The organism is Streptomyces orinoci (assembly GCF_003121295.1).
Lineage (GTDB): Bacteria > Actinomycetota > Actinomycetes > Streptomycetales > Streptomycetaceae > Streptomyces > Streptomyces orinoci.
Map to the genome: position 1 here is coordinate 94,336 of NZ_PHNC01000029.1, position 24,691 is coordinate 119,026.

Genomic DNA, 24,691 nt, shown 5'->3' on the forward strand with positions numbered 1-24,691 from the left:
GGCCGCCCGAGGGGCGGCCTTCGGCGTTCAGTGGCCCGGCCGTTCCTCCGAACCCCCTACGGAAGGAACCCCGATGCCCACCGACCTCCCCGCCGACATCCCCGCCCTGCTCGCCCGGCTGACCGCCGGGGACCGTCCCTTCGCCCTGCTGCGCCGCCGCACCCCGGGCCACCCCCATGACCTGGTCGAGCTGCTGACCGGCCCGGTGACCGAGGTGCCGCGACTCGCCGACATTCCGCTGCCCGAGGGCGCGCCCGCCGCCGGCGCCCCGGTGCTGGACGCGCTGGCGCTGGTGCCGTTCCGCCAGATCCGCGAGCGCGGCTTCGAGGTCCATGACGACGGGACCCCGCTGCTGGTGCTGCGGGCCGAGGAATGCCACGCCCTGCCGCTGGACGCGGCACTGGCCGCCCTGCCCCGGCACCGGGTCCGGGTGGCCGACGGCGCGGGCTTCACCATGGACGACGACGCCTATGCAGCCATGGTGGAGCGGGTGGTGCGCCAGGAGATCGGCACCGGCGAGGGCGCCAACTTCGTCATCCGCCGGGATTTCGAGGGCGAGCTCCCCGGCTTCACGGCGGCCGACGCGCTGGCGCTGTTCCGGCGGCTGCTGGCCGGGGAGCGGGGCGCCTACTGGACCCACCTGGTGCACACCGGCGACCGGACGCTGCTGGGCGCCAGCCCGGAAGTACATGTCCGGATGTCCGGCGGGACGGTGGTGATGAACCCGATCAGCGGCACCTACCGCTATCCCGCCTCGGGCCCGAGCGCCGAGGGGCTGCTGGACTTCCTGGGCGACCGCAAGGAGACCGAGGAGCTGTCCATGGTGGTGGACGAGGAGCTCAAGATGATGTGCACCGTAGGGGACCGGGGCGGGGTGGTGGTCGGCCCCCGGCTGCGGGAGATGGCGCACCTGGCGCACACCGAGTACGAGCTGCGCGGGCGCTCCTCGCTGGATGTGCGGGAGGTGCTGCGGGAGACCATGTTCGCGGCCACGGTCACCGGCTCGCCGGTGCAGAACGCCTGCCGGGTCATCGCCCGTCATGAACCAGCCGGGCGCGGCTACTACGCGGGAGCGCTGGCCCTCTTCGGCCGGGACGCGGGCGGGGCGCGCACCCTGGACTCGCCGATTCTGATCCGCACCGCGGACATCTCGGCCGAGGGGCGGCTGCGGGTGTCGGTCGGGGCGACGCTGGTACGGGGCTCCGACCCGCGCGGCGAGGCGGCGGAGACCCGCGCCAAGGCGGCGGGCGTGCTGGCCGCCATCGGGGGACGCCCGGCCCCGGCGCCGCCCGCGGTACGGCTGGCGGACGATCCCCGGGTACGGGCCGCGCTGGACGCCCGGCGCGAGGACCTCTCGCCGTTCTGGGTACGGATGCAGACCCCCGCCGAGGCGGCCTCGCTGAGCGGGCACGCGCTGGTCATCGACGCCGAGGACACCTTCACCGCGATGCTGGCCCATCTGCTGCGGGTTGCCGGGCTCTCGGTGAGTGTGCTGCGCCATGACGCGCCGGGGGTCCGGGAGACGGCCCTGGCGCACCGGGGCCCGGTGGTGCTGGGCCCCGGCCCCGGGAACCCCTCGGACGCCGCCGATCCCCGGATGCGGATGCTGCGCGGGCTGGCGGGGGAGCTGCTGCGGGGGCACCGGTACGGGCTGCTGGGCGTCTGCCTGGGCCATGAACTCCTCGCCGCGGAGCTGGGTTTGGACATCGTGCGGAAGGATGTCCCCTTGCAGGGGGCGCAGGAGCGGATCGACTTCTTCGGGCGTCCGGAGACGGTGGGGTTCTACAACACCTTTACGGCTCGGTGCGGTGCGGAATTCACTGTGCCGGGTGTGGAGTTGAGCCGTGACCCGGTCACGGGCGAGGTGCATGCGCTGCGCGGGCCGGGGTTCGCGGGCTTCCAGTTCCACCCGGAGTCGGTGCTGACCTTGAACGGGGTTCAGGTGGTGTGCGAGGCGCTGAGCACCATCGGCGTCCAGCCGCCAACGGCGCTCAGCCCCCGGTGGTAACCCCCACCAACCCAGCTGAGGGCAACGGGTGGTGCGCGGGTGGGTGGACGACGCCCCGAAGGGGCGTGCCCACCCACTCGCGGTCAGGTGTCAGGGCGAGCTCAACCCCCGCGTGCCCACCCACCCATCGGTCACCCGAAGAACACCTTGACCTCCTCGTACCGCTCAACCGGCACCGTCTTCAACCGCTCCGTAGCCGAAGCAATCGGCACCCGCACCACATCCGTCCCCCGCAACGCCACCATCATCCCGAACTCCCCCTCCCGCACCGCGGAAACCGCGTGCAGCCCAAACCGTGTGGCCAGCCACCGGTCGAACGCGCTGGGCGTACCGCCCCGTTGGATGTGCCCCAGCACGGTGGTACGGGCCTCCTTGCCCGTGCGCCGCTCGATCTCCCCGGCCAGCCACTCCCCCACCCCGGACAACCGCACATGCCCGAAGGAGTCCCGCGCGGCGGCGTTCTTGAGCACCAGGTCGCCGTCGCGCGGCATCGCCCCCTCCGCCACCACCACGATCGGCGCGTAGCTGGCCCGGAACCGGGACTCCACCCATCCGCAGACCTGGTCCACATCGAAGCGCTGTTCCGGGATGAGGATGACATTGGCCCCGCCGGCCAGCCCCGAGTGCAGGGCGATCCATCCGGCGTGGCGGCCCATGACCTCCACCACCAGTACCCGCATATGCGACTCGGCGGTGGTGTGCAGCCGGTCGATCGCCTCCGTGGCGATGCCGACCGCGGTGTCGAAGCCAAAGGTGTAGTCCGTGGCCGACAGGTCATTGTCGATGGTCTTGGGGACCCCCACGCACCGCACCCCATGCTCCCGCGACAGCCGGGCGGCCACCCCCAGGGTGTCCTCCCCGCCGATCACAATCAGCGCGTCCACCCCCTCCCCGGACAGGTTGTCCAGGATCCGGCGCACCCCATCCGGTTCCTTGAACGGATTGGTCCGCGAGGACCCCAGCATGGTCCCGCCGCGCGGCAGGATGCCCCGTACCGCGGGGATGTCCAGCCGTACCGTCCGGCCCTGCAACGGCCCGCGCCAGCCGTCGCGAAAGCCGGTGAACTCATAGCCGTACTCCTGGACGCCCTTGCGGACGACGGCGCGGATGACCGCGTTGAGACCGGGGCAGTCACCGCCGCCGGTCAGCACTCCGACCCGCATGACACCTTCCCTCCCGCCGGGACGACACCCGGGCGGCCGGCCTCAGGCGTCGTCGAGCCCTTGCTCCATCGCGTAGCGCACCAGCTCCACGCGGTTGTGCAACTGAAGCTTTCCCAAGGTGTTCTGGACATGGTTCTGCACCGTGCGGTGGGAGATGACAAGCCGCTCGGCGATCTGCTTGTAGGTGAGCCCCTTGGCCACCAGGCGCAGCACCTCGGTCTCCCGGGCGGTGAGGCGGGGGGTGTCGTCCTTGCCGGCGGCGGGCGGCGCGGGCCGGGCGGCCAGCCTGCGGTACTCGCCCAGCACCAGCCCGGCCAGACCGGGGGTGAACACCGGGTCCCCGGCGGCGGTGGCGCGCACCGCCGCCAACAGCTCCTCGGTGCTTGCCGATTTGACCAGATAGCCGGTCGCCCCGGACTTCACCGCCTCCAGGACGTCGGCGTGCTCTCCGCTCGCGGACAGCACCAGGACGCGCAACTCGGGCCGTTCGGCGACCAGTTGCCCGCAGACCGCAACCCCGGGCAGACCGGGCAGATTGAGGTCCAGGACCAGGACGTCCGGCCGGGCGGCGCGGGCGCGGCGTACCGCCTGGGGTCCGTCGCCCGCGGTGGCCACCACCGTCATCCCGGCCGCGGCCAGATCGCGGGCCACGGCATCGCGCCACATGGGGTGGTCATCGACCACCATCACCTTCAGCGGTTCACTCATCCAACGCTCCCCCATGACGGGCCCCTTCGCGGGACTCTCAACTCGACCTCGGTGCCCTGCCCCGGCACCGACAGCAGCTCCGCGCTGCCGCCCAGCTCCGCCAGCCGGCCCCGGATGGACAGGGCCACCCCCATCCGCCCCTCCCGCTCGGCGGCCGCCAGCCGGCCCTCGGGGATGCCCGGCCCGTCGTCCCGGACGGTGACGATCACCTCGTCCGGCTCGTCCTCCACCAGGATCCACGCCTGGGCGCCGTCGCCCGCATGGCGTTCCACATTGTCCAGGGCAGCGCCCACGGCGGCCGCCAGCTCGGCCGCCGCGGTCGCGTCCAGCAGTACGGGCGTGCCGGGCGTGGCCAGTGAGACTCCGGGCCGGGCCCGCGGGCCGAGCAACGTCCGCAGATCACAGGGACCTTGGCCGGGAGCGTCAGGAGCGTCGGAGGCGCCGGAAGCGCCAGGGGCGGGGTCCGGGGAGGACGGGGCCTCGGCGGGACGCCCGGGGCCCCCGGCGACCAGGGTGCGCAGCGCGATCTCCTGCTCGCCCGCCATCCGGCCCAGCTCGGCGGCCTCGCCGCCCAGCGCGGTGCCCCGGCGCTGCACCATGGCCAGCACCTGGAGGACATTGTCGTGGATGTCCCGGGCCAGCCGCTCCCGTTCCCGGGTGGCCGCCTCGATCCGCAGGGCCTGGGCGAGGGTGCGTTCGCTGATACGGGTCACCTCGACGACATAGCCGATGGCGATGGCGGCCACCCACACCAGCATCAGGTCGCGTACCGGAAGTTCCTCGCGCTCCGCCACATTGGCGGCGACCACCAGGGTGGCCGCGGCGGCCGCCCAGCGCCAGCCGCCCTTGAGCGCACAGCCCAGGGCCGCGCCCGAGGTCCAGACCGCGGGCAGGGTATGGCAGCCGTCGGCGATCCGGGCCTGGGTGTCCAGCACGCCGGTGAGCAGGATCCCGGCGAGTGCCAGGGCCAGGTCGGTCAGCGGGAAGTACCAGGCGCAGCGCTCGGCGGAGCCGAAGCGGCGCCAGGTGGCCAGCGTCCAGGCGGTGAGTACGCCCAGGTAGAGGGCGGCGCCCAGCGGGTGGGCGTAGCGGTGGTAGTCGGGGACGAACAGCAGCAGCGCATAGCCCAGGGCCACCAGCCGGTAGCCGGTCAGCGCCCGCCACAGCGGGAGTTCCACCGACATCCGGGCGCGGCCGGGCCGCGTCTGCCGCTCGGCCATTCCCCCCGGTCCCGGTTACTTGCGGAGCCGGCGGCGCTTGGCCGCCGTGCCCTCGCCCTCTTCCCCGGCCGCCTCCTTCTCCTCCTGCGCCTTCCGCTTGGCCTCCTCGGCGATCTGGCGCTTGGCGGCGGTGGCGTAGATGTCCACATACTCCTGGCCGGAGAGCTTCATGATCTCGTACATGACCTCATCGGTCACCGAGCGCAGGATGAAGCGGTCGCCGTCCATGCCGTGGTAGCGGCTGAAGTCCAGCGGCTTGCCGATGCGGATGCCGGGGCGCATCAGCTTGGGGATCACCTTGCCCGGCGGCTGGATCTTCTCGGTGTCGATCATCGCGACCGGGATCACCGGCGCCCCGGTGGCCAGCGCCACCCGCGCCAGGCCGCCCGGCTTGCCGCGGTAGAGGCGGCCGTCCGGGGAGCGGGTGCCCTCCGGGTAGATACCGAAGAGCTCACCGCGCTCCAGCACCTCGATGCCGCTCTTGATGGCTGCCTCGCCGGCGCCGCGGGCGCCGGAGCGGTCCACCGGGAGCTGGCCGACGCCCTTGAAGAAGGCGGCCGTCAGCTTGCCCTTGACACCCGGGGAGGTGAAGTACTCCTGCTTGGCGATAAAGGTCACCTTGCGGTCCAGGACCGCCGGGAGGAAGAAGGAGTCCGAGAAGGACAGATGGTTGCTCGCCAGGATCGCGGGACCCTCGGCCGGGATGTTCTCCAAGCCCTCCACCCACGGCCTGAAGGCAAGCTTCAGTGACCCGCCGATGGACAGCTTCATAGCGCCGTAGAACAACCGAGAACCTCCTGTGTGTGACGAGGAGACCTTAACCTGCCTACCCGCCTCGCGGCGCTCCGCGTAGGCTGAGGGGCAGACCCTCGGGTTATCCCGTTGTCCCGTTTTCCTGATCGGAGATCCCGGTGCCGCTCCTCCCCGGAGCCGAGCCGTTCCGCCATGACGGCGGAGAGGTCGGCGTCCTTGTGTGTCACGGCTTCACCGGTTCCCCGCAGTCCGTCCGTCCCTGGGCGGAGTACCTCGCGGAACGCGGTCTGACCGTCTCCCTCCCGCTGCTGCCCGGTCATGGCACCCGCTGGCAGGACATGCAGGTCACCGGCTGGCAGGACTGGTACGCCGAGGTGGACCGGGCGCTGTGGTCGCTGCGTGAGCGGTGTTCCCAGATCTTCCTGTGCGGCCTGTCGATGGGCGGCGCGCTGGCCCTGCGGCTGGCGGCCAAGCACCAGGAGGCCGTCTCCGGCGTGGTGGTGGTCAACCCGGCGAACCGGGTGCACGGGCTGGGCGCCCGGGCGCTGCCGGTGCTGCGCCATCTGGTGCCCTCCACCAAGGGCATCGCCAGCGATATCGCCAAGGAGGGTGTCGAGGAGGTGGGTTACCACCGGGTCCCGCTGCACGCGGCGTACTCCTTCCGGCGCTTTCTCCAGCTGGTGGACCGTGAACTGCCCCAGGTGACCCAGCCGTTGCTGCTGCTGCACAGCACCCAGGACCATGTGGTGCCGCCCGCCGACTCGGCGCGCATCCTGGCCCGGGTGTCCTCCCGTGACCTCACCGAGCGTCTGCTGGAGCGCAGTTATCACGTGGCGACGCTGGACCATGACGCCGCCACCATCTTCGAGGAGTCCTACGCCTTTATCGGCCGCCTCACCCGGCAGGAATCGGCCCCCCGTGGCTGAGCGTGACGCAGGCCGCGACCGGGACGGCGACCGGGAGCACGACCGCGACCGGGAGCCGCTGGACGAGGACGCGGCCTGGGCCCAACTGGTCGCCTCCTACGGGGAACAGCCCGACCCGGAGAAGGGGCACTGGCCCGCGACCGGGTCGGAGGAGCCGTCCCCGCCGGCTCCGGCGGCCCGTCCCGGCAGCTTTATCGTCTACGCGCCCGGGGTGGGGCCCCGCGACTGGCAGGCCGCGGAGCCGGCGGATTCGGCGGACTCCGCCGATTCGGCGGAGGACGACGAGGGCCACTTCATCCCGCCCGAGCCCCCGCCCCTGCCGACCGGCGACGTCACCTCGCGCTTCGCCTGGCTGGCGGTCCTGGGCGGCCCGCTGCTACTGCTCCTGATGGTGCTCCTGCAACAGGAGTTGACCTGGTGGATGGTGACGGTGGGCGTGGGCGGCTTCCTCGGCGGGTTCGCGACGCTGATCGTGCGCATGAAGGACGGCGAGGACGACGAGGAGGACCCGGGGCGCGGAGCGGTCGTCTGACCCCGCCCACGCGGCGGCCCCGCATATGCGGCCGGCCACCGGGCCGCACCCGGCGACGAAACGGCGCCTGCCGACGGCCGTTGCCGGTCGGCCGCAGGCCGTGCGTGATTGCTCGCGCAGTTCCCCGCGCCCCTGACAGGGCACCGTTGTGGGCAGTCGTTCCGCAGGGCGATGGGGGCACCCCCGGCCGGAGGCTGGGGGAGGGTGGGCACAACCGGCCACCGGGCCGCACCCGGCGACGAAACGGCGTCTGCCGACGGCCGCCGCCGCTCGGCCGCACGCCGTGGGTGGCTGGTCGCGCAGTTCCCCGCGCCCCTGAAGGAACCCGGCAACGAAACGGCGACTGTCGATGGCCGTTGTCGGTTGGGCGCGGGCCGGGCGTGGCTGAGCGCGCAGTTCCCCGCGCCCCTGGGGGGGCGACCGGTCAGGGAGCCGGTACGCGGAGTGCTGCCAGGACGGGCAAGTGGTCCGTCGCGGAGCGCAGGTCGCTTTCGGGGATGCCCGGCAACCCCATGGGGACCCCGCAGCCGAGCACCCCGACCCCCGCCGTGGCGAAGACCGCGTCGATGCGCTGGAGCGGGTCGCCGAGGCGGGTGGTGTGTTCGCGGCCCCAGGGGCGGGTCGCCCAGCCGTCCTGGAGGGCGTCGGCCAGCAGGCCGAAAGTGCGGCCGTCAGGGCGGTCGTTGAGGTCACCGGCCAGCACCCCATGGCGTACCCCGAGCGAGGCCAGCCGTTCCAGGGCCAGCCGGCCCTGTTCATAGCGCTCGGCGGCGTTGATGCTCAAGTGGCAGCTGATGACGCCCACTTCGGCGCGGCCGAAGCGCAACACGGCGGTGGCCAGGCCGCGTTGGTGCAGACCGGGGGTCCTGGGCAGCAGGACGTCCTCCGTGCGCAGCACCTGGGCGCGCAGCGAGGAGAGGATCAGCGGGCCCGACGCCGGGGCGCCGCCGGTGACGTACACCAGCTCGGAGAGCCGGGCCAGCCGGGCCGCCGCCTTGCGCCAGCGGAAGAAGCGGGGAGCCTCCTGGACGCAGACGACGTCGGGGGCGCAGGCCCGGATGACCCGGGCCAGCGCTCCGACGTCGTCCCGCATGGAGCGGATGTTGTAGCTGAGCACGCGGATGACGGCGGAGCCGTCCGGTTCGGTACGCGAGGCCGGAAGGTCCGTCAGGACATCCACGGTGCTCATGGCCTCAGCCCTGCCGGGCCAGGTCCGCCGCGCCCACCAGCCCGGCCTTGCCGCCGAGTTGGGCGGCGAGCACCTGGGCGTGCGGCCGCCACTGGCTGCCCACCAGCCAGCGCCGGAAGGACTTGCGGATGGGGTCCAGCACCAGGTCGCCCTCGTCGGAGACGCCGCCTCCGATGATGAAGGCGGAGGGGTCGAACAGCGAGGCCAGGTCGGCGAGTCCGGCACCGGCCCAGCGGGCCAGTTCGCGGAAGGAGTCGATGGCCACCGGGTCGCCCTGGCGGGCGGCGTCGCTGACATGCTTGCCCTGGATGCCCTCGGGCGTGCCGTCGCCCAGACCCAGCAGGACGGTGGCGTTCTCCGGGGTCGCCTGGGCGCGCTGCTTGGCGTAGCGGACCAGGGCGCGGCCGGAGGCGTACTGCTCCCAGCAGCCCTGGCTGCCACAGCCGCACAGCAGGCCGTCCGGGACCACCCGGATATGGCCGAACTCGGCGGCCACACCGAAGCGGCCGCGGCGCAGCTTGTTGCCGATGATGATGCCGCCGCCCAGGCCGGTGCCCAGGGTGATGCAGATGACGTCGTCATGGCCCTGGCCGGCGCCGAAGCGGTACTCGCCCCAGGCGGCGGCGTTGGCGTCGTTCTCCACCACGACCGGCAGGCCGACGCGCTGTTCGACCTTGTCCTTGAGCGCCTCGTGCCGCCAGTTGATGTTGGGCGCGAAGAGCACGGTGGCCCGCTTGTCATCGACATAGCCCGCGGCGCCGATGCCGACGGCCTCGACCTCGAAGCCCTCGCTCACGGTGCGTACCGCGTCCGCGATGGCGTCGATGACCCCTTCCGGGGTGTCCGGGGTCGGAACCTTGCACGTCGCGAGGATCGAACCCTCTTCGTCGACCACGCCGGCCGCGATCTTCGTGCCGCCGATGTCGACGCCGATGGTGAGTCCCATGTGTCCCTCAGTTGTTTCGCTCGAACCCCGCCAAGGCCAACCGTACCGGAGGCTTCTCAGTCGAGGTCGATGTGTTCGGTTCCACCGCCCTCGCCGCCCGGGCCGTCCCCGGCGGCGGGCTTCTCCCCGGTGGCGCCGCGGGTCCAGCGCCGCTCCTGGCCCTGCACGGCGGCCCGGTAGGCGGCCAGCAGTTCGCCGCCGGCGGCGGCCAGGTGGTCGAAGACCTCCGGGTTGCGTTCGATGACCGGTTCCACCACGGCCTTGGCCCGGGCGGCCAGCTGCTGTACGGCCTCCGCGCCGGCCAGCGGCAGCCGCAGCTCGGAGACCTTGCCGGCGACCGCGTCCACCAGCTTGCGCAGCTCCTCGGCGGCGCTGCCCGGTTCCTCCTGGCGGGCGCGTTCGGCCGCGAGGTCCTCGGCGCAGGCCTGCTCCCAGGCGTCGGGGTCGGGCGAGGGAACGTCACTCATGGCGAACTCCTGGACGGGGACTTGTCCTCGACGTTACCCGAAGGGGGTAGCGCCGTTCACCGGGTCCGTCACCGGTCCGTCACCGGGGCCACCGCCGGGCCGGGTACCGGCTCCGTCACCGGGTACGGGGCCACAGCGCGGGGTCGGGTACGAAGCGTACGCACAGCGCCCCGTCCCGCAGCCCCGCCCCGGCGACGGAGCAGCGGCGCAGCGCGGAGGGCAGCGGCAGTATCCGGCGGAACTCGCCCACCGCGAGGATGAGTTCGTCGCCGCGCCGGACCAGGCCCAGCCCGTCCCGGTCGGCGCCGGGCAGTGGCAGCTTCCAGATGAGCAGGCCGTCCGCGTCCAGCCGGTCCTCCACGGTCCACGGCTGCACGGCCGACTCGGCGGGATCGGCAGACCCGGCGGGCCCGGCAGGCAGCGGACCGGGCAGCAGCGCGGCCAGGTCGGCCGGCCCGCGCGGGGTACGGCCCAAGTGGGGCACGGTGGTGACGGGCACCGGGTGGCACTCCTCGCGCAGCGCCTTGGCGGCGGTGGCCTGCTCGGCCGCCAGGCCGGCCAGCCAGGGCGACTCCCCGGCGGCCTCCGGCGGCAGCAGCCGGTTGAGGACCAGGGCGTCCACCCGGCAGCCGTGCAGGGCCAGTCCGGCGCGGGTGGCCCGCAGCGCCGCCACGGCCGGCGGGCCGGGCTCGGCGACCAGGCGCACGGTGGTGGTCTCCGCCTCGATCACCTGCTGGACGGCGGCCAGTTCGGCGTCCCAGCGCTCGGCGGTCTCATAGAGCCGCTGGGCGGGCGCGGGCAGTCCGGCCAGCTGGGCCAGCATCGGGCGCAGCGCACGGGCGGCCTGCCGCTCGGGCGGCAGCAGCCGGCGCAGATAGCGGCGCAGCTGCTCGGGCAGGGCGAGCAAACGTATCGCCTCACGGTCCGGCGGCAGATCCACCACCAGCAGGTCCCGGTCCGGCCGGGCGTGGGCGGTGCGCAGCGCGGTGAGCAGGGCCAGCGGTTCGGCGCCGGGGAGTTCGGTGAGTTCCTCGGGGTCCAGCGGGGCGGCGCCCAGCAGGTCGAACAGGGAGGTGCCGCGCTCCTGGAGCTCGCGGGCGCGGGCGGTGAAGTGCTCGGCCACCGCGATGCGGGCCGCCCACAGTCCGGGCGCGGCCTGCACCGGCGGGCTCCAGGGCTCCGCCTGGGCGGGGCCGGCGGGCAGTGCGGTGCCCAGGACCGCTTCCGGGGTGGGGCCCCGGTCGCTGGTGAGCAGCAGCACCCGCTGCCCCTGCCGGGCGGCGGCCAGGGCGGTGGCGGCCGCGACGGTGGTGCGGCCCGCGCCGCCGGGACCGGTGACGAGGACCGTACGCACAAGGAACCTTCCTTCGCCGTCGCGACGGCGATCAGCCACCGCGCCCCCAGGGGCGCGGGGAACTGCGCGACCGGCCACGGACGGCCCGCAGCCGCATGACTTCACATTTTCGGCAAAGCGCTCCGCTTACCCGGCAGGGAGAAGCGCTCCGCCTACCCGGCCAGGGACTCGACCCGGGCCTTGAGCCCGGACAGCGCCCGGTCGATGATGACCTTCTCCGCCTTGCGCTTGATCATGCCCAGCATGGGGATCTTGACGTCCACGGTGAGCTGGTAGGTCACCTCGGTCCGGGCGCCGCCGTCCAGCGGCTTGAGGCTGTAGGAGCCGTCCAGCTGGCGCAGCATCTGGGACTTGACCAGCGACCAGGACACCTCGTGGTCCGAGGGCCAGGAGTAGGCGAGGGTGTGGTCGTCCTTGATGGCGCCGGCGTCCAGCACCAGGCGCACCTTGGCGGCCCGGCCCTGCTCGTCCCGCTCCAGCACCTCGGCCTGCTTGACCTCCCCGGTCCATTCCGCGTAGTGGTCGAAGTCGGCGATCACCGCCATGACCTCGGCGGGGGTCGCCTCGATCGTGATGCTCGAGCTGGTGTGTTCCGCCATCTCCGTGGCTCCTCCGTACCGGTCCGGCCGCCTGTGTTCCGCTGTGTCTGGCTGTGTTCTGCCGGTGAAGGCTACCTCGCGCCGGGCGTCACCACTCCAGGGCCCAGGGGGTACCGGTCGAGGCGAAGTGGCCGACATTGACGCACTCGGTGGCGCCGATGCGCATCCGCTGGGCCAGCGGCTGGTGGACATGGCCGAACAGGGCGTACCGGGGGCGTATGTCGTGGATGGCCGCCAGCAGGGCCTCGCTGCCCCGCTCGAAGCGGCGGGCGACGGTGTCGTAGCAGAGCTCGGGGACATCGGGCGGGATGTGTGAGCAGAGCACATCGACCTCGCCCAGGGCGGCCAGTTTGGCGGCGTAGGTCTCGGCATCGATCTCATAGGGGCCGCGCATCGGCGACTTCAGGCCACCGCCGACAAAGCCGAAGACCAGTCCGCCGATCTCCGCCCGCTCGCCGTCCAGCACGGTGGTGCCGGGCCGGGCGAACTCCGGCCACAGGCGGGGGATGTCCACATTGCCGTAGGTGGCGTAGGTGGGGGTGGGGAAGGCCGCGAACAGCTCCGCGTACTGCTTGCGCACCGCCTGTTCCACGGCGGTCTCCCGGTCTATGCCCGCCCACAGGGAGCGGGTCAGCTCCCGGGCCTCGGTGAAGCGGCGGGCGGCGCGCAGTTCGATGAGGCGGTCGGCGTTGGCGGTGCCGAAGAGCTCGGGGAAGATGCCGCGGGAGTGGTCGGCGTAGTCCAGGAAGAGGATCAGATCGCCCAGGCACACCAGGGCGTCCGCCCCCTCGCCGGCCCGGGCGAGGTCCTCGGCGTTGCCGTGTACATCGCTGACCACATGAACTCGCATGACCGGCACCCTAGGCGCTGCATCCGGCCTTCGGAAGTGCTGCGACCTGCGGTTACTTCCGGGTTACCAAGCGGAGGGGCTAGGGTTCGGGCAGTGGTCCCGGCGCATGTGACGCGCAGAACATCTGGGCGTGACCCCTATTCGAAATCCATACTGGTGGGTAACGTCCGGGCCGTCCAATTCACCCCCTGCCTGATCATGGACCGCAGCCGACGCAGCGCCCCTCGACGACGCGGCGGCGCCGGCGCCCGACGAGGAGCAGCAGTCTTGCGCGAGTTCAGCCTTCCGGCTCTCTATGAGGTCCCGGCCGACGGCAATCTGACGGATCTCATCCGCCGGAACGCCTCGCTCCACCCGGATGTCGCGGTCATAGGGCGCAAGGTGGACGGCCGCTGGCAGGACGTCACCGCCGCGCAGTTCCTGGCCGAGGTCCGGGCGGCGGCCAAGGGCCTGATGGCCTCGGGCGTCCAGCCGGGCGACCGGGTGGGCCTGCTGTCGCGCACCCGCTATGAGTGGGCACTGCTGGACTTCGCCATCTGGAGCGCCGGCGGGGTGACTGTGCCGGTGTACGAGACCAGCTCCCCGGAGCAGATCCAGTGGATCCTGGGCGACTCCGGCGCGGTGGCCTGCCTGGTGGAGACCGAGGCGCACCAGGAGGCGGTGGAGTCGGTACGCGACCGCCTCCCCGAGCTCAAGCACCTCTGGCGGATCGAGGGCGCCCCCCAAGGGGAGAGCGCGGTGGAGCGGCTGCGCGAGGCCGGCGAGGGCGCGGGGATCAGCGATGAGGCGGTGGACGAGCGCAGCGCGCTGGCCGACGCCGACTCCCCGGCCACCATCGTCTACACCTCCGGCACCACCGGCCGCCCCAAGGGCTGTCTGCTCACCCACCGCAACTTCTTCGCCGAGTGCGGCAACGCGGTGGAGCGGCTGAAGCCGCTGTTTGTCACCGGCGAGTCCTCGGTGCTGCTGTTCCTGCCCGCCGCCCATGTCTTCGGCCGGCTGGTGGAGGTGGGCGCGCTGCTGGCCCCCATCAAGCTGGGCATGGTCAGCGACATCAAGAACCTCACCGAGGACCTGGCCGGTTTCCGCCCCACGCTGATGCTGGGCGTGCCCCGGGTCTTCGAGAAGGTCTACAACGGGGCGCGGGCCAAGGCCCAGGCGGACGGCAAGGGCAAGATCTTCGACAAGGCGGCGGAGACCGCCATCGCCTACAGCCGGGCGCTGGACACCCCCGAGGGCCCGTCCTTCGGGCTCAAACTCAAGCACCTGGTCTTCGACCGGCTGGTCTACAGCAAGCTGCGGGACGTTCTAGGCGGCCGGGCCACCCACGCCATCTCCGGCGGCGCGCCGCTGGGCGAGCGGCTGGGCCACTTCTACCGGGGCGTGGGCTTCACGGTGCTGGAGGGGTACGGGCTGACCGAGTCCTGCGCGGCCACCACCTTCAACCCCGCCGACCGCCCCAAGATCGGCACGGTGGGCCAGCCGCTGCCGGGTTCGGTGGTCCGTATCGCGGACGACGGGGAGGTGCTACTGCATGGCGAGCACCTGTTCACCCGCTACTGGAACAATGAGGCGGCCACCGCCGAGGCGCTCTCCGAGGGCTGGTTCCACACCGGTGACCTGGGCACCCTCGATGAGGACGGCTTCCTCACCATCACCGGCCGCAAGAAGGAGATCCTGGTCACGGCGGGCGGCAAGAACGTCGCCCCGGCGGTGATCGAGGACCGCATCCGGGCGCATGCGCTGATCGCCGAGTGCATGGTGGTGGGGGACGGGCGTCCCTTTGTGGGCGCGCTGGTCACCATCGACGAGGACTTCCTGCCGCGGTGGCTCAAGTCGCACGGCAAGCCGGAGGGGTTGACGGCGGCGGATCTGGTGGACGACGCGGAGTTGCTGGCGGACGTCCAGAAGGCGGTGGACGACGGCAACGCGGCGGTCTCCCAGGCGGAGTCGGTACGCAAGTTCCGTATCCTGCCGACGCAGTTCACGGAGGCTTCCGGGCATGTCACGCCCTCTTTGAAGCTCAAGCGCAACGTTGTCGCGAAGGACTTCGCCGACGAGATCGAAGCGCTCTACCAACGCTGACGGTGTGCCCCGCAGGGGCGCGGGACGCCTGCGCCCCGCAAGGGGCGCGGGGAACTGCGCGACCAGCCACGCGCGGCCCGCACCCTGACACGAAACACCAGCCCCACCAGGGGCGCGGGGAACTGCGCGAACAACCACAGGCGGCCCGCACCCGGGAATGAAGCGCCGTGACCAAGTGCGGGCCGTCTTGGGCTGGTCGCGCAGTTCCCCGCGCCCCTATGGGGCTCGGCCCAGCAGGGAGCCCAAAGGGCCCAGGTCGAGGTCGAGTTCCTCACGGTGGAGGCCAAAGCGAGCGCACAGCTCGGCCATTCGCTCGTCCAGGAGCATCAGGGCAACCCCGACCCGTTCCTCCTGCTCCTCCGTGAGCTGACCGCCCTCCACCCTCCGCAGAGCCTGACGCTCCATCAGTTCGCGGAGCAGATCGACCAGCGTCAGCACCAGCCGCATCAAGTCCCGTTCGACCGCCTCCCGGTCGCGGTCCGGATCGATGTCCACGTGGCGGGTCACAGCGCCTCCACCGAGGCCACCAGCGCCCGGAGGTCGATCCGTACCAGTTCGACCTCCGCGACGCCCAGCGTCACCTCGCCCACGATCACCACGCCCCCGGCCAGCAGCCGGTCCAGCAAGTCCACCAGGGAGAGCCGGCGTTCATCCATCGCCGTCCTCCCGGACGAAGGAGTACGGCGCCCAGGGCCCGGTCAGCTCCACCCGCAGTCCGCTCCGGGGCCCCGCCTCGGCGAGTTCACCGACCACCGAGGTGAAGTCGCCGCCGCGCTCCCGCCGTACCAGATAGGCCGCGTTGAGGACATTGCGCCCGGAGGCCCCGGACAGCCGGGAGTTCTGCGGCGGATAGACCCGGGCCCGCTCGGCCAGCCCGGCCAGGGCGCCATGGATGTCCCGTACGCCCTCGCCGCGCGCCCGGCGCGCCGCCCCCCGGCGCCGCAGATACTCGCGGCCGGAGGGCTTGGCGCCGGCATCCGACCCGCACGCCCCGGATGGCCCGTCCACCCCGGACGCCCCGGACGGTTCGGACGGCTCCATGAGGGCGTAGACCTTGACGCCCCACTCCACCCGCCCGTCCAGCCGGTCCAGCGCCGCGCCGAAGTCCATCCGCCCGGCGGCCAGCATCCGCCGCACCCCGGTCTCGTCCCGGTAGACGGTGGCCAGCCGCATAGGCAGTACACAGCGCAGGGCGGCCGAGAGTTCCTCGACCACCCGCTGGTGGCCGCGGGCGACCCGCTCCAGGCGGGAGAGGTCCTCCATCCCCTCGGCCAGCGCCCCCTCGTCGAACTCCGCCGCCGGCACCCGCCCCACCAGCGCGGCCAGCCCCAAGTGGGGCACCGCCCGCACCGGTTCGCCGGCCACTCCGGTCAGGTTCTCCAGGGTCTCCGGGCGGAGCGCGCCCTCCCGGGCGATGGCATAGGCATACAGCAGTTCCTCAGGTGTCACCAGGGCTTCCCTCCCCTGCCTCCAGCCGGTTTCCGCGTGCCCGGGAGGACAGCGCGGGGTCGTGCTCCCACCAGTCGATGCCCATCTCCTTGGCCCGCTCCACCGAGGCCACCACCAACCGCAGCCGGATGGTGAGCAGTTCGATGTCCAGCAGCTCGATCCGGATGTCCCCGGCGATCACCACGCCCTTGTCCAGCACCCGTTCCAGGATGTCGGCGAGGTTGGCGGGCTCCCCGGAGCCGGGCCGCCGCTCCGGCAGGCCGCCTACGCTTGACGGTCGTCGATCCATCGCCGTGCCTCCTCCAGCCGGTCCAGCAGCGCGTCCTCCCGCCGGTCGAACTCCGCCTCGTCGATCCGTCCCTCCTCCAACTCGGCCGCCAGCTGCCGCAGTTCCTCCTGGACCACGGAGGGGTCGTAGTAGAGGCGCTCCGCCTCTGCCAGCAGCCGGCGGAGCACCCAGCCGATCAGGATCACGAGTCCACAAAGCTGTACGGCGGCAGCGGTCCGTTCACCCTGAGCTCCAGATGGGTGTAGGCCTTGCCCAGCCGGCCCACCGCGTTCAGCAGCCGGTCGGCCTCCGCCTCCCGCACCAGGAAGGAGAGGCTGACAAACCAGCCGGAGCTCTCCGGGCCCGGGCGGCACTCCTCGGCCAGCGGCTCCAGGACCTGGGTCAGCAGCTCGGCGTCCCACTGCTCGCGTTCCTTGACCCGGGCGGCCACCAGCTCGCCCACCCGCAGCCGGTCGTCATAACTTCCGCCGCCCGCACGGCGGTTGGCCTCGGTCAGGGCGCGCAGCTCCGGGTCGTCGGCGAGCACCAGGTGCAGCACCGCGTCCTGCTGGTGCACCGCCTTGACGTTGTACTCCACCCGCCCGTCCAGCCGGTCCAGTTGCCCGGCATAGCGCTCGGCGCGTTCGGTGAGCACCTCGCCCACCCGCCGGTCGTCGTCCGAGACGCTGCCGAAGCGCAGCGGGAGCACCGGCGCCTCGCGGGCCAGCTCGGTCACCACCTTCTGGTGGGCCAGCAGGTCACGGCGCTTGGGCCGCAGCTGCTCCGGGCAGTCGCTGACCACCGCGGCCAGCCCGCCGCCGGTCACCAGCCGCAGCCCGGCCGGTGGTTCGCCGACGCCGGCCAGGCCCTTGGGCAGGGCGGTCGTCTCCCGGGTGATGCCATAGACATAGGTGCTCACTCGCTCTCCTCCTTCTTGGCCCGGGAGGCGGTGCGGCGGCGGCCGGAGTCCTCGCCGCCCTCGCGCACCGAGTGGAAGGCGTCCGAGACGGTCTGCGCGGCACCGGAGAGCGCCCCCTTGACCTTGCCGCGCGCTCCGTCCTCGGTGACCTCGCCGACCAGGTCGGGCAGTCCGGCGCTACGGTGCGGGCCGGCCTCCAGGTCCAGCCGGTTGCACGCCTCGGCGAAGCGCAGATAGGTATCGACGCTGGCCACCACGACCCGTACGTCGATCTTGAGGATTTCGATGCCGACCAGGGAGACGCGGACGAAGGCGTCGATCACCAGGCCGCGATCGAGGACCAGTTCCAGGACGTCATACAGACCACTGGTGCCGCCACCGGAGGTCTGCTGCGCCGGGACAACGCTCATACTGGGACACTTCCTCTCGTGTCCACGGCGGCGCTGGGCTAGCGGGAGTCGGTCCTCCCGCGCTCATAGCGCCGCACGCGGCGATAGCCGGTGAGCAGGCCGTCGGCGTCGAGGGTCACCTCATAGAGCGCCATCACGCTCATGGTCTCGGGCACCCGGGCGATCTCCAGCACCTCGGCCTCCACCAGCCAGCCGTCCTCGGTCCGTTCGAACCGGGGAACGCCCTCGGCCCGCAGACCGGAGACCTCGGCGAGCTGGGCCCGGGCCGTGCGCAGGATGTCCGCCACCGAGGGACCGTCTCCCGCCGCCCGCCGCCTGCCCTTGTCGGGTGTGTCTGTCATCAGGGCCTCTGTTCGTCCGCAGGGACCTTGACCACCCGGCTACCGCGCCACCCGCCGGTCAAACACCTTGGGGGCAAGGGAACTTGAGCAACCCGCCGGTAAATCGCTAGAGCAGTCCGCGCAGCCGCTCCGCCAACAGGTCCCAGCGCCACCGCTGTTCGACCCATTCCCGGCCGCGCTCGCCCATCCGCCGCCGCAGCGCGGGGTCGTTGAGCAGGGTGACGATCCGCTCCGCGCACTCCTCCGCCGAGCCGCCGCGCACCACATAGCCGGTCTCGCCCTCCAGCACCGCGTCCGGTGCGCCCCCGGAGTCACCGGCCACCACCGGCAGCCCGGTCGCCGAGGCCTCCAGATAGACGATGCCGAGCCCTTCCACATCCAGCCCGCCGCGCCGGGTGCGGCAGGGCATGGCGAAGACATCGCCCGCGCCATAGTGGGCGGGCAGTTCCTCCCACCGCACCGCGCCGGTGAAGCGGACCGCGTCCGCCACGCCCGTCTCCCCGGCCAGCCGCCGCAGGTCCTTCTCATACGGTCCGCCGCCGACGATCAGCAGCACCGCCTCCGGCACCGCGGCCAGCACCGCCGGCATGGCCTTGATCAGGGTGTCCTGGCCCTTGCGCGGCACCAGCCGGGAGACGCACACCACCACCGGCCGGCCGGCCAGCCCCAGCCGGGCCCGGGTCTCGGCGCCGCCGGAGTCGGGGTGGAAGGTCTTCTCATCGACACCGGGCGGGAGTTGGACCATCCGGGCCGCCGCCTCCTCCGTGAGGGCGGTGGCGATCCGGGACCGGGTGTACTCCCCCAGATAGGTGATGGTGTCGGTGCCCTCGCCGATGCGCCGCAGCAGTTGGCGGGCGGCCGGCAGCTGGGCCCAGCCCGCCTCATGGCCATGGGTGGTGGCCACCAGCCGGCGCGCCCCGGCCCGGCGCAGTGCCGGCGCCATCAGCCCCAGCGGCGCGGCGGCCCCGAACCACACCGAGGTACAGCCGTGCCGGCGCAGCAGTTCCACGGCCCGGCGGGTCACCCGGGGGGTGGGCAGCAGCATGGTGGTGCGGTCGCGGACCACGGTGAAGGGCTGCTCGGCGTCGAAGCGCTCGGTGGCCTGACGGCCCTCCGCTCCGCGCTTCCAGGTGGAGGCGTAGACGACGACCTTCTCCGGGTCCAGCCGCAGCGCCATATTGTGCAGAAATGCCTGGATGCCCCCGGGGCGTGGCGGGAAGTCATTGGTGACTATCAGGGTCTTGTGCATCGCCGCCGACAGTACCCGCTCGCTCCGGGCGCCTGGGCGCCACGTACCGCAAGTGCCGCATGCGGGCCGGCCGGCCAGGCATCATGCCTTCCAGTGACGTCCTGGATACGGCGAGTACAGGCTGGTGAGGTCTCGATGATGGCGAGCTCCCCGACGGGCTCTCGGCTGCGGCTGCCGATCGTGGTGTGGGCCCTCACCAGGGCCTTTCTCCTGCTGTGTGTCTTCCGGGTACTGGTGATGCCGGGGTCGGACGTCTCGGTGGACATCAAGGTGATCTACCAGGGCTGGTACGGGGTGCTGAGCACCGGTGTCTTCCCCTTCGACGATGTGACCTGGCAGTATCCGCCGGCCGCCGCGCTGGCGGTGCTGGCCCCGGGCCTGCTGCCGTTCCTGGACTACGCCCCGGCCTTCTTCGTGGTCTGCTTCGCCGCCGACGCGGCCGCCTTCGGGATGCTGCTGTACGCGGCGCGCGGCGGCCGGCGCAGTGTGCACGGGGTGTGGGTGTGGGTGGCCGGGGTGCCGCTGCTGGGCCCGATCGTCTACGCCCGCTATGACGTGATGGTCACCGCGGTGGCGGTGGCGGGCCTGCTGGCCCTGGGCCGACGGGCCCGGCTGGCCGGGGCGCTGGCCGGTTTCGGGGCGCTGCTGAAGATCTGGCCGGTGCTGCTGCTGGTGGGCGTGGAGCGCGGCCCGCGCACCCGTACGGCCTGGACTTCGGCGCTGGTCACGGCGGTGGTGATGGCCATGATGTTCGCGGTGGCCATGCCGGGGGCGCTGGCCTTCCTGACCTTCCAGCGGGACCGGGGCACGGAGGTGGAGTCGCTGGGTTCGCTGGTCTTCCACCTGGGCCGGCACTTCGGCTGGCATGGCCGGGCGCGGCTGCACTACGGGTCGGTGGAGTTCCTGGGGCGCCATGTGCACGCGGTGAGCGCGCTGGCTCTGCTGCTGAGCCTGGTGGCCTTCGGCTGGCTGGTGTTCTGGCGGATGCGGGCCCGCCGGTTCACCGCCTGTACGCCCTCGGACGCCGCCTTCACGGCGGTGCTGCTGTTCACCACCACCAGCCGCGTGATCAGCCCGCAGTATGTGATCTGGCTGATCGGCCTGGGGGCGGTGTGTGTGACCATGCGCGGCAGCCGCCAGCGGCTGCCGGTGCTGCTGATGCTGCTGGCGGCGCCGCTGACCCAGCTGGAGTTCCCCATCTGGTTCCACCATGTGGTGGCCAGCGACAAGCTGGGCGTGGCCACGCTGACGCTGCGCAATGCGCTGCTGGTGGCGGCGACGGTGGTGTCCTGTGCCCGCCTGTGGCGGGAGACGGTCACGGAGGCGGAGCGCACCGATGAGCCCGAGCCTCCGGCGGAGCGGGCGTCTGCTTTGGTGACGCCGTAACGGCGTGTCCGGGTGCGCGCGTGTCCGGGTGCGCGCGTGTCCGGGTGCGCGCGTGTCCGGGTGCGCGCGTGTCCGGGTGCGTTGTCGGCCGCGGGCCGTCGCTGGCTGGTCGCGCAGTTCCCCGCGCCCCTAAAAAGCACCGCGGAACGCTGCCCGCACATAACCGCGCCACCGAGCCGTGAACTCGTCCTCACTCACGCCAAGTACGCTCCGCACGGCAGCCGCCGAACCCCGCGCCCGGTAGAACGCGACCAGCGCAGCCTCCCCCCACCGCTCCGCGATCATCCGGCACGCGAGCCAGCCCCCCTCATAAGCCCGCGCCAGCGTCCCGGAGTCCCCGGTGAACCGGAAATCCCCGTCGGCGGGCAGCTGTTGCGGCACGGCACCCGAACGCACCGAGCGCCCCAGCTCGGGCGCGACCTCCGCAGCCGTACGCCCCGTACCCCGGTACGCCGCCCAGTCCGCGAACCCCTCCGACAGCCACAGCGGCGTGGCCGCCGAAGTCCGCTCCCGGGTGGCCACATGGGCCGTCTCATGGGTGAGGACAATCTGCCGCCCGAAGTCCGAGAGGCTGCCATACGCCTCCGGGTTGACCACGATCCGGTCGGCGGGGGCGGCCCCCGAGTTGCCCACCTCCCCGCTGGTGACCGCCGCGATGCCCCGGTAGTTCGCGGCCGGCGCCCCCAGCAGCTGCCCCATCCGCTCCAGCGAGGCGGGCAGCTCCACCACCACCCGTCCCGGCCAGTCCCGGGCCTTCCAGGCGTCGGCCACCCGTGGCACCGCCCGGTCCGCCATCCCGGCCAGGGCGCGCAGCCGGGTGTCGTCCTGGCCGACGCCCAGCACCAGGCTGTGGTCGCCGCGCACCACGGTGACCGGGCCCTGGTCCCACAGCTGCCGGGCGCCCTGGCCCGCGTCCTGCCCGGCCAGGTACCAGTGCCCGTCCCGCCGTACCGCGGTCAGCCGCACCGCCGCGGCGACCGGGGCGGTGTCATAGCCGGCCAGCCGGTAGCGCAGCTCGGCCTCGACGGCCACCCGGTGTCCGTCCCCGGGCAGCGGGGCGAAGCCCCCGGTGCGCAGCAGCCGGTAGTCCCAGGAGGACAGCGGGACATGGGCCAGGTTGGCGAAGACCCGGGCCTGCTCGGTCCGGTAGCCGGTGGCCCGGGGATCCACGGCGGCCAGATAGCGGTGCCGGTCGCGGTCCCGTACCGCCGCGGCCCAGCCGTCCAGCAGGCTCCGTACCGCGGTCCGTTCGCCGCCGGTGCCCCCGCCGGAGCCCAGGGAGCCGCCCGCCCCGCAGCCCGCGCAGGCGAGCAGCACAAGCAGCGCCGCCAGCAGGCGGCCGCACCGCATCCGGCCGTTCACGCCCCGCATGCTACGAGGCGGCCGGACGGACCGCCGTCGTCAGGGTCGGGTGACGGAGGAGATGGGCATCATGTCCGCCCGGTCGTAGCGCACCCGGGCGCCCGGGTAGGGGGCGTGCACCACCTGGCCGTTGCCGACGTACATGCCCACATGGCTGGCGTCGTCCCGGTAGATCACCAGGTCACCGGGGCGGGCCTCGGCCAGCGGCACATGGCGTCCGGCGTTGCGCTGGGCCTGGGAGGTGCGCGGCAGGCCCACTCCGGCCCGGCCGTAGGCCCACTGCATCAGCCCGGAGCAGTCGAAGGCACCGGGACCGGTGGCGCCCCAGGAGTAGGGGGAGCCCACGGCGGAGCGGGCGGCCCGCACGGCGGCGGCGCCCCGGGCCGAGGCGGCCAGGTCGGCCAGGCCGGAGCGGCCCGGCCGGTCCAGGTCGGGCCGGTAGGACGAGCCGGAGCGGGAGGCCCGCCCGTACTCCTCGCGCTCCGGCTCGGGCAGCGCGTTCAACAGCCGCTGGGCGGCGGCCAGTTTGCGCTCCACCTCGCGCTTGTGCCGCTGCACCGCCCGCCGGTTGTCCTCCAGTTCGCCCAGCGAGCGGGCGGCCTCCGCACGCTCCTGGCGCAGGGTGCGCTGGGCGGCCTGGAGCCGGCGCAGCTGCTCGGCCTGCCGGCCGCTGACCCGGTCCAGGGCGGCGGCCCGGTCGAGGTAGCCGTCCGGGTCCGAGGAGAGCAGCAGCCCGATGACCGGGTCCACGGCCCCGGACCGGTACTGGGCGGCGGCGAACATGCCCAGGGCGTTGCGCATCCGGTTGACCCTCTCCTGGCCGCGGGCGACCCGGTCGGCGGCCTCCTCCACCTTCCGCCGCAGGGCCGTGGCCCGTTCGTCGGCGGCGTTGAACTTCTCGGTGGCCCGCTCCGCCTCCTCGTAGAGCCGGTCGATCCGCGCCCTTACCGCGCCGGCCGGGTCGCCGGGGGCGGCGCCCGCCGGGCCCGCCGTGAGGGCGGCGGCCGCGGTGGCCATGGCGGCGGACAGAACGGTGACCCGGACGGTCTGGCCGAGACTCCGGCCGAGGCCATGGCCCGGACTGTGGCCGGGGCTCCGGCCGGGACCGGACCGGGCGGGACGGCGATGGAACGCCACGGGCTGCCGCACTCCTTCCTGCTGGTGCGGCGCCCTGCCGCCCCGGAGGGACGGATCGCTGAGCGGGGCACCGCGCGCCGCAGACAGTAGCGGTGCGCTCACCGCGGGTTCAAAGACCGTCTGACCGGGGGTTCCGCGGGAAAGCCGGACGCCCCGCCGACAGACGCAGGTCATCGGCGGGGCGTGCGGTCAGGACGGTGCCCTGGGATTCCCCCGATCGGGCGGGTGTGGCAGCGCGAGGAGGGGGTCAGCCCACCCGGACGCCGAACTGGAACGGCATATTGCCCATGGCCTCGTAGCGCACAAAGGCCCCGGTGTGCGGGGCGTGCAGCACCATGCCATTGCCCGCGTAGAGGCCGACGTGGTGCAGGTCGCCATAGAACAGCACCAGGTCACCGGGCTGCAGCTGGCTGGGGTCGGAGATGCGGGTGCCGTAGTTGGCCTGCTCCTCGGAGGTGCGCGGGATGTCCACGCCGGCCTGGGCGTACGCCCAGGAGGTCAGCCCGGAGCAGTCATAGGAGTCGGGGCCGGTGGCGCCATAGACATAGGGGCTGCCGATCTTGGACTGGGCGGCGGCCAGCGCGGCGGCGGCCCGGCCCGAGCTGGGCACCTGCTTGCCCAGGTCCGGCTTGCTCTGGCCGTCGGAGCCATTGCTGCCGTTCTTGCCGTTCTCCTGCTGCTCGATCGCGGCGCGGTCCTGTGCGTCAAGGGAATTGAGCAGGTCGCGGGCGTCCGAGAGCTTGCCCTGGACCTCGGTCTTGTGGTCGGCCAGCGCCTTGCGGGTGGACTCCAGGTCGGCCAGCTTGCCGGCGGCCTCCGCCCGCTGCTGCTTGAGCGCGCGCTGCTTGGCGGATATCAGCTTGAGCGTCTCCGCCTGCTTGCCGGTGACCTGGTCCAGGGTGGAGACCTTGTCCAGGTAGCTGGCCGGGTCGGAGGAGAGCAGCAGTTGCAGCGAGGGGTCCACCGAGCCGGAGCGGTACTGGGCGGTGGCCACCGAACCCAGGCTGTCGCGCAGCTTGTTGAGCTCGTCCTGGCCGCGGGCCACCTGGTCCTGGATCTCGCCGACCTGCTTCTCCAGCTTGGCCTGCTTCTCCTTGGCGCCGTTGTACTTCTCGGTCGCCTGCTCGGCCTCATCGTAGAGCTTGTCTACCTTGGCCTTGACTTCGCTCCTGGAAGGCTTGGGGTCGGCGTGCGCGGCCTGCGAGGAGAGGGCGACGGCCGCGGCGGCGGTCGCGGTGAGCACGGTCACCCGAGTACGGCCCGGCTGCTTGGGACGACGGTGGGACGCCACGGAGTCGAGCTCCTTCACTCTCAAAGCACTCTCAAAGAACGGCACCCGCGCGGCATTCAGCGAGGCATGGCCAGGGCAT

27 protein-coding genes are annotated in these 24,691 nt (G+C 72.7%); 5 read left to right on the plus strand and 22 right to left on the minus strand.

From position 1 onward, the window contains the following. The first annotated feature begins 73 nt into the window (after positions 1 to 73). Positions 74 to 2,008, plus strand: a complete 1,935-nt coding sequence (locus CV755_RS15025; RefSeq protein WP_109280750.1) for an anthranilate synthase family protein — start codon at positions 74 to 76, stop codon at positions 2,006 to 2,008. A gap of 131 nt (positions 2,009 to 2,139) precedes the next feature. Here CV755_RS15025 and CV755_RS15030 read toward each other — a convergent pair whose 3' ends face one another. From CV755_RS15030 to CV755_RS15045, 4 genes are read right to left on the minus strand one after another with little or no spacing between them, the layout of a single operon-like run. Beyond that, on the minus strand, positions 2,140 to 3,171 hold the full coding sequence (locus CV755_RS15030; RefSeq protein ID WP_109280751.1) for a 6-phosphofructokinase: 1,032 nt from the start codon (positions 3,169 to 3,171) through the stop codon (positions 2,140 to 2,142). A 42-nt stretch (positions 3,172 to 3,213) separates the two neighbouring features. Then, a complete protein-coding gene (locus CV755_RS15035; RefSeq protein WP_109280752.1) occupies positions 3,214 to 3,879 on the minus strand; it encodes a response regulator in 666 nt (221 codons plus the stop codon). Beyond that, entirely contained in the window at positions 3,876 to 5,099 is a 1,224-nt protein-coding gene (gene macS / locus CV755_RS15040; protein WP_241561218.1) for a MacS family sensor histidine kinase, read from the minus strand. The genes CV755_RS15035 and macS overlap by 4 nt, the downstream gene beginning before the upstream one ends. Positions 5,100 to 5,114: 15 nt before the next feature. Beyond that, positions 5,115 to 5,885, minus strand: coding sequence for a lysophospholipid acyltransferase family protein (locus CV755_RS15045; protein ID WP_109280753.1), 771 nt, complete (start codon positions 5,883 to 5,885; stop codon positions 5,115 to 5,117). A 125-nt stretch (positions 5,886 to 6,010) separates the two neighbouring features. Between CV755_RS15045 and CV755_RS15050 the strand changes: the two genes are divergently transcribed. Beyond that, positions 6,011 to 6,778 carry an alpha/beta hydrolase gene (locus CV755_RS15050; protein ID WP_109280754.1) on the plus strand — a complete coding sequence of 256 codons (768 nt, stop codon included), beginning with the start codon at positions 6,011 to 6,013 and terminating at the stop codon, positions 6,776 to 6,778. After that, positions 6,771 to 7,310: a hypothetical protein gene (locus CV755_RS15055; RefSeq protein WP_109280755.1), complete on the plus strand. Its 540-nt coding sequence runs from the start codon at positions 6,771 to 6,773 to the stop codon at positions 7,308 to 7,310. The genes CV755_RS15050 and CV755_RS15055 overlap by 8 nt, the downstream gene beginning before the upstream one ends. A 424-nt stretch (positions 7,311 to 7,734) precedes the next feature. Here CV755_RS15055 and CV755_RS15060 read toward each other — a convergent pair whose 3' ends face one another. The 6 genes from CV755_RS15060 to CV755_RS15085 form a co-directional block, all read right to left on the minus strand. After that, a complete protein-coding gene (locus CV755_RS15060; RefSeq protein ID WP_109280756.1) occupies positions 7,735 to 8,499 on the minus strand; it encodes an endonuclease/exonuclease/phosphatase family protein in 765 nt (254 codons plus the stop codon). Between the two features lie 4 nt (positions 8,500 to 8,503). After that, a complete protein-coding gene (locus tag CV755_RS15065) occupies positions 8,504 to 9,445 on the minus strand; it encodes an ROK family glucokinase (protein ID WP_109280757.1) in 942 nt (313 codons plus the stop codon). A gap of 56 nt (positions 9,446 to 9,501) precedes the next feature. Then, positions 9,502 to 9,912, minus strand: coding sequence for a DUF5304 family protein (locus CV755_RS15070; RefSeq protein ID WP_109280758.1), 411 nt, complete (start codon positions 9,910 to 9,912; stop codon positions 9,502 to 9,504). A 115-nt stretch (positions 9,913 to 10,027) separates the two neighbouring features. Continuing rightward, positions 10,028 to 11,266, minus strand: coding sequence for an ArsA family ATPase (locus CV755_RS15075; protein ID WP_109280759.1), 1,239 nt, complete (start codon positions 11,264 to 11,266; stop codon positions 10,028 to 10,030). Positions 11,267 to 11,418: 152 nt separating this feature from the next. Beyond that, on the minus strand, positions 11,419 to 11,865 hold the full coding sequence (locus CV755_RS15080; protein ID WP_109280760.1) for an SRPBCC family protein: 447 nt from the start codon (positions 11,863 to 11,865) through the stop codon (positions 11,419 to 11,421). An 88-nt stretch (positions 11,866 to 11,953) separates the two neighbouring features. Next, positions 11,954 to 12,715 carry a metallophosphoesterase family protein gene (locus tag CV755_RS15085; protein WP_109281879.1) on the minus strand — a complete coding sequence of 254 codons (762 nt, stop codon included), beginning with the start codon at positions 12,713 to 12,715 and terminating at the stop codon, positions 11,954 to 11,956. Between the two features lie 267 nt (positions 12,716 to 12,982). Between CV755_RS15085 and CV755_RS15090 the strand changes: the two genes are divergently transcribed. Beyond that, the gene (locus CV755_RS15090) at positions 12,983 to 14,800 is read left to right on the plus strand and encodes an AMP-dependent synthetase/ligase (RefSeq protein ID WP_109280761.1); all 1,818 of its coding nucleotides are present in this window, start codon (positions 12,983 to 12,985) and stop codon (positions 14,798 to 14,800) included. 216 nt (positions 14,801 to 15,016) lie between these two features. On the opposite strand, the gene CV755_RS15095 is transcribed toward CV755_RS15090, so the two are convergent. The 9 genes from CV755_RS15095 to CV755_RS15135 form a co-directional block, all read right to left on the minus strand. Beyond that, complete coding sequence (locus CV755_RS15095) at positions 15,017 to 15,307, minus strand: gas vesicle protein K (RefSeq protein ID WP_277751814.1); 291 nt, start codon at positions 15,305 to 15,307, stop codon at positions 15,017 to 15,019. After that, the gene (gene gvpJ, locus CV755_RS15100) at positions 15,304 to 15,456 is read right to left on the minus strand and encodes a gas vesicle protein (protein WP_109280762.1); all 153 of its coding nucleotides are present in this window, start codon (positions 15,454 to 15,456) and stop codon (positions 15,304 to 15,306) included. The genes CV755_RS15095 and gvpJ overlap by 4 nt, the downstream gene beginning before the upstream one ends. Further along, positions 15,449 to 16,249 carry a GvpL/GvpF family gas vesicle protein gene (locus CV755_RS15105; protein ID WP_161968699.1) on the minus strand — a complete coding sequence of 267 codons (801 nt, stop codon included), beginning with the start codon at positions 16,247 to 16,249 and terminating at the stop codon, positions 15,449 to 15,451. The genes gvpJ and CV755_RS15105 overlap by 8 nt, the downstream gene beginning before the upstream one ends. After that, a complete protein-coding gene (locus CV755_RS15110) occupies positions 16,239 to 16,538 on the minus strand; it encodes a gas vesicle protein GvpJ (RefSeq protein WP_109280764.1) in 300 nt (99 codons plus the stop codon). The genes CV755_RS15105 and CV755_RS15110 overlap by 11 nt, the downstream gene beginning before the upstream one ends. Next, positions 16,514 to 16,720, minus strand: a complete 207-nt coding sequence (locus CV755_RS15115) for a gas vesicle protein GvpG (RefSeq protein ID WP_109281881.1) — start codon at positions 16,718 to 16,720, stop codon at positions 16,514 to 16,516. The genes CV755_RS15110 and CV755_RS15115 overlap by 25 nt, the downstream gene beginning before the upstream one ends. Further along, entirely contained in the window at positions 16,720 to 17,436 is a 717-nt protein-coding gene (locus CV755_RS15120; protein ID WP_109280765.1) for a GvpL/GvpF family gas vesicle protein, read from the minus strand. Before CV755_RS15120 ends, CV755_RS15115 begins: the two co-directional genes overlap by 1 nt. After that, on the minus strand, positions 17,433 to 17,846 hold the full coding sequence (locus CV755_RS15125; protein WP_109280766.1) for a gas vesicle structural protein GvpA: 414 nt from the start codon (positions 17,844 to 17,846) through the stop codon (positions 17,433 to 17,435). The genes CV755_RS15120 and CV755_RS15125 overlap by 4 nt, the downstream gene beginning before the upstream one ends. A 38-nt stretch (positions 17,847 to 17,884) precedes the next feature. Then, entirely contained in the window at positions 17,885 to 18,187 is a 303-nt protein-coding gene (gvpO, locus tag CV755_RS15130; protein WP_109280767.1) for a gas vesicle protein GvpO, read from the minus strand. Positions 18,188 to 18,293: 106 nt separating this feature from the next. Next, the gene (locus CV755_RS15135) at positions 18,294 to 19,436 is read right to left on the minus strand and encodes a glycosyltransferase family 4 protein (RefSeq protein WP_109280768.1); all 1,143 of its coding nucleotides are present in this window, start codon (positions 19,434 to 19,436) and stop codon (positions 18,294 to 18,296) included. A gap of 135 nt (positions 19,437 to 19,571) precedes the next feature. Here CV755_RS15135 and CV755_RS15140 point away from each other — a divergent pair, with 135 nt between their 5' ends. Continuing rightward, the gene (locus CV755_RS15140) at positions 19,572 to 20,822 is read left to right on the plus strand and encodes a glycosyltransferase family 87 protein (RefSeq protein WP_109280769.1); all 1,251 of its coding nucleotides are present in this window, start codon (positions 19,572 to 19,574) and stop codon (positions 20,820 to 20,822) included. 129 nt (positions 20,823 to 20,951) lie between these two features. On the opposite strand, the gene CV755_RS15145 is transcribed toward CV755_RS15140, so the two are convergent. The 3 genes from CV755_RS15145 to CV755_RS15155 form a co-directional block, all read right to left on the minus strand. After that, entirely contained in the window at positions 20,952 to 22,193 is a 1,242-nt protein-coding gene (locus CV755_RS15145) for a gluzincin family metallopeptidase (protein ID WP_109280770.1), read from the minus strand. Between the two features lie 30 nt (positions 22,194 to 22,223). Continuing rightward, positions 22,224 to 23,321 carry an NlpC/P60 family protein gene (locus CV755_RS15150; RefSeq protein ID WP_422070553.1) on the minus strand — a complete coding sequence of 366 codons (1,098 nt, stop codon included), beginning with the start codon at positions 23,319 to 23,321 and terminating at the stop codon, positions 22,224 to 22,226. Positions 23,322 to 23,568: 247 nt separating this feature from the next. After that, complete coding sequence (locus CV755_RS15155; RefSeq protein WP_109280772.1) at positions 23,569 to 24,612, minus strand: C40 family peptidase; 1,044 nt, start codon at positions 24,610 to 24,612, stop codon at positions 23,569 to 23,571. Between the last annotated feature and the right edge of the window lie 79 nt (positions 24,613 to 24,691).

Excerpts from the sequence above, each read along its gene's own strand:
- gvpJ (WP_109280762.1), bottom strand. The coding sequence starts at position 15,456 with ATGGATGAACGCCGGCTCTCCCTGGTGGACTTGCTGGACCGGCTGCTG.
- CV755_RS15030 (WP_109280751.1), bottom strand. The coding sequence starts at position 3,171 with ATGCGGGTCGGAGTGCTGACCGGCGGCGGTGACTGCCCCGGTCTCAAC.
- CV755_RS15070 (WP_109280758.1), bottom strand. The coding sequence starts at position 9,912 with ATGAGTGACGTTCCCTCGCCCGACCCCGACGCCTGGGAGCAGGCCTGC.
- gvpO (WP_109280767.1), bottom strand. The coding sequence starts at position 18,187 with ATGACAGACACACCCGACAAGGGCAGGCGGCGGGCGGCGGGAGACGGT.
- CV755_RS15125 (WP_109280766.1), bottom strand. The coding sequence starts at position 17,846 with ATGAGCGTTGTCCCGGCGCAGCAGACCTCCGGTGGCGGCACCAGTGGT.
- CV755_RS15135 (WP_109280768.1), bottom strand. The coding sequence starts at position 19,436 with ATGCACAAGACCCTGATAGTCACCAATGACTTCCCGCCACGCCCCGGG.
- CV755_RS15110 (WP_109280764.1), bottom strand. The coding sequence starts at position 16,538 with ATGGATCGACGACCGTCAAGCGTAGGCGGCCTGCCGGAGCGGCGGCCC.
- CV755_RS15085 (WP_109281879.1), bottom strand. The coding sequence starts at position 12,715 with ATGCGAGTTCATGTGGTCAGCGATGTACACGGCAACGCCGAGGACCTC.
- CV755_RS15080 (WP_109280760.1), bottom strand. The coding sequence starts at position 11,865 with ATGGCGGAACACACCAGCTCGAGCATCACGATCGAGGCGACCCCCGCC.
- CV755_RS15145 (WP_109280770.1), bottom strand. The coding sequence starts at position 22,193 with ATGCGGGGCGTGAACGGCCGGATGCGGTGCGGCCGCCTGCTGGCGGCG.
- CV755_RS15035 (WP_109280752.1), bottom strand. The coding sequence starts at position 3,879 with ATGAGTGAACCGCTGAAGGTGATGGTGGTCGATGACCACCCCATGTGG.
- CV755_RS15060 (WP_109280756.1), bottom strand. The coding sequence starts at position 8,499 with ATGAGCACCGTGGATGTCCTGACGGACCTTCCGGCCTCGCGTACCGAA.
- CV755_RS15025 (WP_109280750.1), top strand. The coding sequence starts at position 74 with ATGCCCACCGACCTCCCCGCCGACATCCCCGCCCTGCTCGCCCGGCTG.
- CV755_RS15065 (WP_109280757.1), bottom strand. The coding sequence starts at position 9,445 with ATGGGACTCACCATCGGCGTCGACATCGGCGGCACGAAGATCGCGGCC.
- CV755_RS15140 (WP_109280769.1), top strand. The coding sequence starts at position 19,572 with ATGATGGCGAGCTCCCCGACGGGCTCTCGGCTGCGGCTGCCGATCGTG.
- macS (WP_241561218.1), bottom strand. The coding sequence starts at position 5,099 with ATGGCCGAGCGGCAGACGCGGCCCGGCCGCGCCCGGATGTCGGTGGAA.